Source organism: Paraburkholderia polaris (genome assembly GCF_012927345.1).
GTDB classification, from domain to species: Bacteria; Pseudomonadota; Gammaproteobacteria; order Burkholderiales; family Burkholderiaceae; genus Paraburkholderia; species Paraburkholderia polaris.
The window spans coordinates 176,686-186,407 of record NZ_JABBGJ010000013.1 but is presented as its reverse complement, the minus strand read 5'-3'; the positions used below and the strand labels follow the sequence as shown (position 1 = coordinate 186,407).

The window sequence follows — 9,722 nt, the reverse complement described above, 5'->3', positions numbered from 1 at the left end:
TCGATCCATATGGGCGTGACTGCCGAGAACGTCGCGCGCAAATACGAGATCTCGCGTGAAACGCAGGATGCACTCGCGCTCGAATCGCATCGCCGCGCGGCCAACGCGATCACGAGCGGCTACTTCAAGGACCAGATCCTGCCGATCACGATTCCGTCGAAGAAGGGCGACGTCGTGTTCGATACGGATGAGCACGCACGCATGAACGCAACGGCAGAAGACTTCTCCAAGTTGAAGCCGGTGTTCGCGAAGGAAAACGGCACGGTGACGGCCGGCAACGCGTCGGGCATCAACGACGCGGCCGCGGCGGTCGTGCTGATGGAACGCAGCGTCGCCGAAAAGCGCGGCATCAAGCCGTTGGCACGGCTGGTTTCATACGCGCATGCAGGCGTCGATCCGGCATACATGGGCATCGGCCCGGTGCCGGCAACGCGCAAGGCGCTCGAACGCGCCGGCCTGACGGTCGCCGATCTGGATGTGATCGAAGCGAACGAAGCGTTTGCCGCTCAGGCGTGCGCGGTCAGCAAGGAACTCGGTTTCGATCCGGCCAAGGTCAATCCGAACGGCTCGGGCATTTCGCTCGGCCACCCGATCGGCGCGACTGGCGCGCTGATCACCGTCAAGGCGCTGTATGAATTGCAGCGGATCGGCGGCCGGTACGCGCTGGTGACGATGTGTATCGGCGGCGGGCAGGGTATCGCGGCGATCTTCGAAAACCTTCAGTAGGCGTGCCGCGCAGCGGTACGAAGGAGACAATCATGACAATTGAAACGCTAGGGGTCGTCGGCGCAGGCACGATGGGCAACGGTATTGCTCAAGCCGCCGCGGTTGCCGGACTCAGAACCATTCTGATCGACGTTAGCGATGCCGCGTTGGGCAAAGGCGTCGCCGCCCTGACAGCCAGCCTTGACCGGCTCGTCGCCAAAGAGAAGCTGGACGTGGCGACACGCGATGCGGCGCTCGCCCGCATCGAAACGTCGACCGACTATGGGCAACTCGCGGCGGCGGATCTCGTGGTCGAAGCTGCCACCGAAAACCTCGATCTGAAGCTTCGTATACTGAAACAGATTGAATCTGTGGTGCGGCCCGATGCGATCATCGCTTCGAACACCTCATCGATCTCGATCACCTCGCTAGGCGCGACGCTCGCCGATCCGTCGCGCTTCATCGGCTTGCATTTCTTCAATCCGGTCCCGATGATGCCGCTCGTCGAAATTATTCGCGGCTTGCAGACCGGCGCGGCGACTGCCGAAGCGGTTCGCGAACTGACGGTCAGGCTCGACAAGTCGCCCATTGGTGTCAAGAACTCGCCTGGGTTCGTGGTCAACCGGATTCTGGTGCCGATGATTAACGAAGCCTTTTTTCTGCTTGCAGAGGGCGTCGCCACGGCCGAGGAGATCGACGCCGGCATGCGTCTTGGCGCGAGCCACCCCATCGGCCCGCTGGCGCTCGCAGACCTGGTGGGACTCGACGTCTGCCTGTCCGTGATGGACGTATTCGTCAAGGACTTTGGTGACTCGAAATATCGCGCATGTCCGCTGCTGCGCGAACTCGTGGCTGCTGGCCGGCTGGGTCGCAAGGTTGGGCAAGGCGTCTATTGCTACAACTGAGCCGCGCGCCAGGTGAGAAAATTTGCACGGGACCTGACCGGTGGACTCGCACGCGTGTGCGAGCCCCGGCGGTACAGCGTCAGCGCGCACGAGAAAACTGGTCGAACACTGTTCCGATGAAACTGACCGCCGGCCGTCTTTCCTCTACCGTTAGGGTGAGGTTCGCTGCCGGGGTCCGTTGCCGATGACCTTGTGTCATTCCGGTCTCGCACTTGTCGAGCTTACCTGACTTTCTAAATACACCATGCACATCGGAGTGCCAGCCGAGACGCGCGCGCACGAAACCCGCGTCGCCGCGACGCCCGAAACGGTCAGGAAGTATGTGACCCAGGGCCACCGGGTCACGATCCAGAGCGGCGCTGGCACCGGCGCGAGCTTTCCTGACGAAGCCTTTACAGCCGCCGGCGCGGAAATCGTCGACGCGGCGACTGCGTTCGGCGCTGATCTCGTCCTCAAGGTCTAGTCTCAGACCGATGCCGAGTTGCCACTACTGAAGCGCGGCGCGAACGACGTGGTGAACCCGGCGGCGAAGAACGATCCGAAGTCGCCGATCGCGGGCATCCCGATCATTGAGGCGTACAAGGCGCGCACGGTCATTGTGAATAAACGGTCGATGGCGGCAGGTTACGCAGGTCTCGACAACGACCTGTTCTACATGGACAAGACGATGATGGTGTTCGGCGACGCCAAGAAAGTGATCGAGGATATGGTGAAGGCGGTCGAGTGAGTTAATCCCCCGGTCTGCTATTCGAAACTATTCCGCACGTGGTGACGGCACTGTTTTGCAACCAGCCTCAATCTGACCAGCCGTGCCGCCGCGGACCGGCCGTTGACACAGACTGGCACGGCGCGCGACGTCAGGTCCGTGGATGTCGGACTGCACGTGATCGTCACGCTCGATGGAAATATTCCCGAGCGGATGCGGGGGAAGGACGTCGAGTTGCTACTGACAAGCTATACGCTGGGCCTCGGACAGATCGCGCCAGACTGAGCCATGGAGCGTGATGCATGACACGCACATCCGGACCTCGCTGGCCAATCTATGACTGATACTTAAAGGTCAGCGAAGTTTTGACAGAGCGGTCATGCTTTTGTGTTCCGATGCTGGTAGTAACCCGCGATTTGAGTCCACGTAGCGCACCTGCTCGGCCTTGCTATTGAGGCTCAATAGTGCGCGACCTGCGAGACGAGGCTCGTCGATCTAGCGAAATCGAGCGAGACACGTCACCGGCACAGATCAAACAAGCAGTTCAATCGATTCCCTGACCATATCGAATGGAAGGCCACCGATATCAAGTTGCGCCATATAGCGCTGATCCCCGAACAGTTGTGAGCGTGACACCTACGCGTCGAATATCCAGGTTGCTGGTTTGACTTCGCGCAAACGCTCCGTTATTTGCGGGAGCCAGCCGTTACGTGAGCCTGCCTCGTCTGCTGCCCGAGCACTCGCGACAGGTTTCCCGCCTCGCGTCTGACCAAATCAGCAAATTGCGCGACCCGCTGATTGGTGACGCGCACGCTGGGGCCGAATATGCAAAGCGCACCCGCTACCTGATCCGCACCATTGAAGAACGGCGCGGCGACGGCGACCGCACCGTCAATCAGTTCATGGTGGCTCGTTGCAAAACCCTGCGTGCGGATTGTTTCCAGATCGCCAATCAAGCGCTCGACATCCTGGCTCGGATCGGACAGGTAGCGGCTCAGTTCTTCGGCAGGAAGCTGCATCTGGGAAAGGATTGACCGGCCACTCGCGCCCAGCACCAGCTTTTCACGATAGCCGACGCCGCGCCGGAAGCTCAGCGGCTGCGGACTCTCCATCTCTGCGACACACAGCCGGTACACGCCGTCCGGCACGAACAGGGCCACTGTTTCCGTCGTCTCCTCCCACAGATTGCGCAGCATCGGCTGGGCAAGCTGCGCGATGCTGTGACTCGTCATCCAGACGTGAGCCAACTGTGCAACGGCGCTACCGAGGCGAAATCGCTGCGGCTCGCCCGACGAGACCAGAAAGCCTTGTTGTTCAAGTGTGTTGAGCAACCGATACAACGTGGGCCGACTCAGGTCCACGCGTGTAAGTAACTCCGCGACCGCCAGCTCCTTATCGCCTGGGCGGAACGCAAGGAGAATTTCCAGCGCCCTTTCCACTGCTCGCACACTTTCGTGCGATTTTTTCTCTTCCATTTGAAATTTCCTATTCGCGCTGCCGCTTTCTAATTGCGCATTGTAGTGAAAGTCCTGGGGTTCCGACGGCTTGACTTGAGTCAAGTTGTCCGTAGAATGAGATTTAATTCTCACACAGCGGACAACGCGAAAACCTGATCTGGAGAAAAGATGGACAAGAACATGTCAGAAACCTTGGTGCGCACCGGCCCAGGAACGGCAATGGGCGACCTGATGCGGCGCTACTGGGTGCCGGTACTCTTGACGAGCGAAATTGCCGAGCCGGATTGCCCGCCGGTGCGCGTGCAGATCCTCGGCGAAAAACTGCTGGCGTTTCGCGACTCCAGCGGCAAACCCGCGTTGATCGACGAGTTCTGCTCCCATCGCGGCGTGTCGCTGTATTTCGGTCGCAACGAAGAAAATGGCATCCGCTGCTCGTATCACGGCTTGAAATTCGATCGCGACGGTAATTGTGTCGAGGTGCCGTCTGCGCCTCAGGCGTGCAAGCACATGAGTATCACGGCGTATCCGTGCATCGAGCGCGCAGGGATGGTGTGGGCCTACATGGGCCCGAAGGACCGTCAGCCGGCTCCCCCGGACCTCGAATGGTGCAATCTCCCCGCAAGTCACGTGTTCGTTTCCAAGCGACTCCAGGAATCGAACTATCTGCAGGCCATGGAAGGCGGGATCGATACCAGCCACGTGTCGTATGTGCATCGCTACGAGGTCGACGCAGACCCCATGCACCAGGGCACCAAGGCCCTCGACTACATCAAGGCGGACGGCAATGTGATCTTCGAAATCGAGAAGACGCAGTTTGGGCTGACCCTCTTCGGCCGCCGCAATGGCGAACCGGATTCGTACTACTGGCGCGTCACGCAGTGGCTGTTTCCGTGGTACACGCTCATCCCGCCGTTCGGCGACCACTCGCTGGCGGGCCACGTGTGGGTACCGATCGACGACGAGAGCTGCTGGTCATGGAGCATCAACTTCCGTCCCGACCGCCCATTGAGCGAGCAGGAATTGAGCGACCTGGAGGCGGGCAAGGGGATCCACTGCGAATACGAACCGGGCACGTTCCGCCCGAAGGCCAACAAGGACAACGATTACCTGATCGACCGCCAGGCGCAAAAAGAAAAGCGGGCTTATTCGGGGGTATTCGGCTTTGCCATGCAGGACGCCTCGCTGCAGGAAAGCATGGGGCCGATACAGGATCACAGCAAGGAAAAGCTGTTGCCGACCGACCGGGCGATTGTGATGGCGCGCCGCATGCTCTACGAAGCGGCCACCGCTTTGCTTCCCGACACAGATCCGCCCGCGATCGCCGCTGATCAGCAACGTGTCCGCGCTGCGGGCGCACTGTTGCCACGTGATCAGAAGCCGCAGGAATGGGCTGTGATTCACCTTGCCGACGGCAAGGGACAGCCTATCTACTCGATCTGATCTCGAGCCGGGCATGCGTCCGGTTTCCTCAAATATCGTTTCAGCAACAAGGAGGCCGGCATAGCGCCGGCATGAAATGCAGCAAGGAACAAGACTTCACGGCAAGGTCGCATTGATCACGGGCGGCGGTGGAGGCATCGGCGCCGCGACAGCTCGTGTATTTTGCGCAGAGGGTGCCGCGGTCGTGCTGGTCGATGCGAATCCGATGGCGCTGGCGCATACCGCCGACGAGCTGATTCGACTCAATCCCTCCGCTCAGGTCAAGACTTTTGCGGCCGACGTCTCGAACCCGGACGATGCGACCCGCGTGGCCGAGCTTGCGGCTGATTCGTTCGACCGGCTCGACGTGCTAGTCAACAATGCGGCGATGCGCAACTACAGCACGTTGGCGAACGCCTCGCCAGCGGAGTGGCAGGCGATGGTGTCTGTCAATCTGATTGGCACTTCAAATTACTGCAAGGCAGCCCTTCCTCTATTGCGTCGAACGGGGGCGGCCAGCATCGTCAACGTGTCGTCCTGCTATGCCGTGACCGGTCGTAAGGGCATGGGCCTTTACGACGCGACCAAGGCCGGCATGCTCGCCATGACGCGCACGCTGGCGTTTGAAGAAGCAGAGAAAGGAGTGCGTGTTAATGCGGTGTGTCCGGGTTCCACGTTGACCGACTTCCACGTCAACCGCGCGCGCGCCGCTGGGAACAACCTGGAAGTGCTCAAGACTCAGCGGCAGGATACGTCGTTGATCGGGCGGTGGGCCACGCCCGAAGAAATCGCCTGGCCGATCCTCTGGTTCGCAAGTGACGAAGCATCGTTCATCACCGGTACAACGCTGATGGTCGACGGCGGCTTGTCGATCATGTAAGGGCGACTGTCATGAATCATTCCAGGCTTACGGTGCGCGTTGCGCGCCGGCGTGCGGAGGCGGAGGGTATTGTCAGTTTCGAACTTGCCAGCCTCGATGGAAGCGAGTTGCCGGCGTTCGAAGCGGGCGCCCATATCGACGTGCATGTACCTGGCGGCCTTGTCCGGCAGTACTCGCTGTGCAATTGCCCGTCGGAACGTCATCGGTATCAGATCGCTGTTCTGCGCGACGATACCTCGCGTGGCGGCTCGGCAGGTTTGCACAACGCTGTGCACGAGGGTGACGAGATACAGATCAGTGCGCCACGCAATCATTTTTCCCTCGCACGAGGGCGTGTCCGACATCTGCTGTTCGCAGGCGGTATTGGCCTGACACCTCTGCTTTGCATGGCCGAGCAGTTGAGTCGCGAGGGTGCAGCATTCAGTCTTCACTACTGCGCCCGATCGTCCTCTCGAGCGGCCTTCATGGAGCGCATCACCGGTTCACCGTGGGCAGACTCCGCACGGTGCCACTTTGATGATGCCGATCAAGCACAACGTATCGATCTCGACGCGCTATTGGCCGACCCGCAACCTGATCTGCACCTGTATGTATGCGGTCCGCAGGGCTTCATGAGCGCGGTGCTTGACAAGGCACGCTTGCTGGGCTGGCCCTCCGATCGACTGCACTACGAATATTTTTCGGCGGCGCCGGCGCCGGCAGCGAACCATGACGAGGCGTCTTTCGACATTCGGCTTGCAAGGTCCGGTCGGGTCGTGCCGGTTTCGGCGACCCAGACCGTTATACAGGCATTGGTCGCAGCCGGTGTCGACGTGCCGGTGTCGTGTGAGCAGGGCATATGCGGCACGTGCCTCACGCGTGTGCTGGACGGTGAGCCCGATCATCGCGATCTGTTCCTCTCGCCTGACGAGCAGGCTCGCAACGATCAGTTCCTGCCCTGTTGCTCACGCGCGAAATCCCGGATGCTCGTGCTCGATTTATAGCAGTGGAACGCGTACCAGCCTGCATCGACAGGCTGGGTCAAGAATCAGAACAAAAGGGCGGCTTCGCGCACGCCTTGCATTGGAGGAGTCATGGAGGAAAATATGATGTCGTCTGGAGACGCATCCGGCAGCGTCTCGTCTGCGAAGTCCTCTGCAGGCACAGAGGCCAGCAGTTACCGGTGGGTTGCCCTGTTCATCGTCTGGGCGGCGTTTCTCCTCAGCTACGTCGACCGGGTGGCGTGGAGTACGGTTGCGGCACCCGTCGGCGCTTCGCTAGGGCTCAAGGTCGCCATGCTCGGCGCGTTTGTGACGGCTTTCTATGTGGGCTACGTGCTGGCCAATGTGGTCGGCGGCATACTGACCGATCTGCTCGGTGGACGGTTAATGCTCACCTTGGCGCTGCTGCCGCTCGGCGTTTTCACATTCTGTTTCGGCTATACCGAATCGCTGGCGGCCGGCATCGTGATTCAGCTTGCAATGGGTTTTGCCGCGGGTGCGGATTACTCGGCCGGCATGAAGATCATTCCTGCATGGTTTTCGCGAGACCGTGGACGGGCGATGGGCATTTACACGACCGCTACCTCGATGGCCGTGGTCATCGCCAATGCTTTCGTTCCGTCATTTTCCGCAAAACACGGTTGGTCCGACGCCTTCCGGATACTCGGTATTGTGACCTTTGTGTGGGGTATTGTCGCGCTGTTGCTATTGAAGAATCGCCCAGCCAACGACCAGTCGCCTACACGAAACAGCGCAAAAGAGATGCTCGGCCTGCTGCGTAACCGCAACCTGATCGTGCTGGCCGTTGCGGGATGCGGAGGTCTGTGGGCGACGGTGGGTTTCGGCGCCTGGGGCAATGCGTTAATGACCAGGCACTACGGTATCTCACCCGTCGTGGCGGGCTCGATCATCGCGTCGTTTGGAATAGGGGCGGTCATCGCAAAGCCGACACTCGGTTGGATTTCCGACCTGCCCGGTGTGTCGCGCAAGTTGATCTCGATCCTGTGTCTGCTGGCGTTCACAGTCACACTGCTGGTTTTCGGAAGTTGCTCGACGGCAGCACAGTTCTATCTGGTTGCTCCGATACTTGGCGCTTTCTCGTTCGGCTACCTTCCCGTTCTGATGGCTCAGATAAGCGATGCGTCGGGCAAGCGTCTGGCTGGTGCCAGCGCCGGATGGACTAATGCTATCTGGCAGATGGGAAGCGCCGTTTCTCCGCTCGCGGTGGGGCATGTCTATGGCGGCACCCATTCGTTCATGCTTGCGCTCCAAACGCTTGCCGTTGGACCGCTGGTGGGCGCGGTTGCCATGTTCTTCGTCAGCAAACACATCGCCCGGGAATGAGGGTGGGGGAAAACTAGAGTGAGGCGTAGATGCTTTTCTTTCTGGTTTTATTTCTTTAATAATTTTGCATAACTAATCTATTAATAATATTCAATGGAGAGAGGCAGTGAAGTCGAATAACACGAAACAGTCGTTGAAGCTTCTGCTCATTTGCGGTGTTGCGGGGAGCCTGAGCGCCGGTGCGCATGCTCAATCTTCAGTGACCCTCTATGGCATCGTCGATTCCGGCGTCGAATACGTGAGTCATACGTCCAAAACCGGATCAGGGGATCTGTTCAGGCTAAACACGGGCAACCGTATCAATTCGCGGTGGGGCGTGACCGGAAAGGAAGATCTCGGCGACGGCCTGCGATCGATCTTCACGCTCGAGTCGGGTATCGCTATGAATAACGGCACGCTGCAGCAGGGTGGCCGACTGTTTGGCCGCCAGGCATTTGTCGGTCTCGAATCGGATCGATATGGCTCCGTGATGGCAGGCCGTCAGATGACGCCGATGTATCGGTATTTCCTTTCACTCGACCCGCTGAATTATTCGAGCTACGGGCTTTCTGCTCAGGACTCACAGTTTGTTGGGCGAGCAGACAACTCCGTTGGGTACCTGGGTCATGCTGGACCGTTCGAGGTAAATGCGCTCTACAGCTTCGGCTACGATGCCACGGTCCCCAATGGAGCGCAGGTTCCGGGCGAGTTCCGGGTTGGCAAGGAGTACGACATTGGGGCGCGCTATCGGCAGGGACCGTTCAACCTGACATTCACCTACGAACAGCGACAAGGCACGAGCGCTGCATCGGCGAATGATAGCGAGCGCCGGTATGTGGCTGGAGGATCCTGGCAAATCGGCAGCGCGACTCTTTATGGCGGCTACGAACTTTTGCTCAATGATGTGGCGGCCACGCTGCAGGCATCGCCACCACAGTACATGGCATTTGGCGGGGTACGTTATAAGGTGACGCCACAACTTCATCTCTCCGCGGCGTCCTACTATCACTCGTATCGTAGCGTATCGGCCCACGCGCTGAGTTCCGGTGTCAATGCTGACTACTGGCTTTCCAAACGGACAGCGCTGTATACCGATGTGACCTATGTGATAAATAGCGCGAAGGCCGCACTGAGCGCGACGGGGTCTACTACGCCAGTGGCGACAGGCGCAAATCAGTTGGCGGTCGCGATCGGAATTGTGCACACGTTTTAGATTGTTGATACGAACGGGGCATGCTCTCGTACGAGCGTACGGCTCGATGGCTGCGGTGAACTCCGCCTCGAGAACCTCGTGTGTAAGTGCCGACAGCCTGAAAGCTTCACGTATTCCGTAGTCGTATAGGTGAA

At 59.6% G+C, this 9,722-nt stretch carries 10 protein-coding genes and 1 pseudogene; 10 read left to right on the top strand and 1 reads right to left on the bottom strand.

What is annotated here, in order from left to right; all coding sequences use genetic code 11:
* From HHL24_RS14420 to HHL24_RS14400, 5 genes and pseudogenes are all read left to right on the top strand, one after another.
* Nucleotides 1-726, top strand: a 726-nt coding sequence (locus HHL24_RS14420) for an acetyl-CoA C-acyltransferase (protein WP_169486118.1), incomplete at its 5' end; no start/stop codon positions are given.
* 32 nt (nt 727-758) lie between these two features.
* Nucleotides 759-1,610, top strand: a complete 852-nt coding sequence (locus HHL24_RS14415) for a 3-hydroxybutyryl-CoA dehydrogenase (RefSeq protein ID WP_169486117.1) — start codon at nt 759-761, stop codon at nt 1,608-1,610.
* Nucleotides 1,611-1,866: 256 nt separating this feature from the next.
* On the top strand, nt 1,867-2,073 hold the full coding sequence (locus HHL24_RS14410) for a hypothetical protein (protein ID WP_407947503.1): 207 nt from the start codon (nt 1,867-1,869) through the stop codon (nt 2,071-2,073).
* A 24-nt stretch (nt 2,074-2,097) separates the two neighbouring features.
* A pseudogene (locus HHL24_RS14405) lies at nt 2,098-2,337 on the top strand (NAD(P)(+) transhydrogenase (Re/Si-specific) subunit beta); the annotation flags it as partial.
* Between the two features lie 102 nt (nt 2,338-2,439).
* Complete coding sequence (locus HHL24_RS14400; RefSeq protein WP_169486116.1) at nt 2,440-2,601, top strand: hypothetical protein; 162 nt, start codon at nt 2,440-2,442, stop codon at nt 2,599-2,601.
* Nucleotides 2,602-3,002: 401 nt separating this feature from the next.
* Here the strand turns inward: HHL24_RS14400 and HHL24_RS14395 are convergent, their stop codons facing one another.
* Nucleotides 3,003-3,791 (bottom strand): IclR family transcriptional regulator, encoded by a 789-nt coding sequence (locus tag HHL24_RS14395; protein WP_169486136.1) that lies wholly within the window; start codon nt 3,789-3,791, stop codon nt 3,003-3,005.
* Nucleotides 3,792-3,941: 150 nt separating this feature from the next.
* Between HHL24_RS14395 and HHL24_RS14390 the strand changes: the two genes are divergently transcribed.
* The 5 genes from HHL24_RS14390 to HHL24_RS14370 all read left to right on the top strand — a co-directional run bounded on the left by HHL24_RS14390 (nt 3,942) and on the right by HHL24_RS14370 (nt 9,588).
* On the top strand, nt 3,942-5,213 hold the full coding sequence (locus HHL24_RS14390; RefSeq protein ID WP_169486115.1) for an aromatic ring-hydroxylating dioxygenase subunit alpha: 1,272 nt from the start codon (nt 3,942-3,944) through the stop codon (nt 5,211-5,213).
* A gap of 76 nt (nt 5,214-5,289) precedes the next feature.
* Complete coding sequence (locus HHL24_RS14385; RefSeq protein ID WP_169486114.1) at nt 5,290-6,072, top strand: SDR family NAD(P)-dependent oxidoreductase; 783 nt, start codon at nt 5,290-5,292, stop codon at nt 6,070-6,072.
* Between the two features lie 11 nt (nt 6,073-6,083).
* Nucleotides 6,084-7,055, top strand: coding sequence for a PDR/VanB family oxidoreductase (locus tag HHL24_RS14380; RefSeq protein ID WP_169486113.1), 972 nt, complete (start codon nt 6,084-6,086; stop codon nt 7,053-7,055).
* Nucleotides 7,056-7,145: 90 nt separating this feature from the next.
* Complete coding sequence (locus tag HHL24_RS14375; protein WP_169486112.1) at nt 7,146-8,396, top strand: MFS transporter; 1,251 nt, start codon at nt 7,146-7,148, stop codon at nt 8,394-8,396.
* Between the two features lie 106 nt (nt 8,397-8,502).
* Nucleotides 8,503-9,588, top strand: coding sequence for a porin (locus HHL24_RS14370; protein ID WP_169486111.1), 1,086 nt, complete (start codon nt 8,503-8,505; stop codon nt 9,586-9,588).
* Nucleotides 9,589-9,722 lie beyond the last annotated feature (134 nt).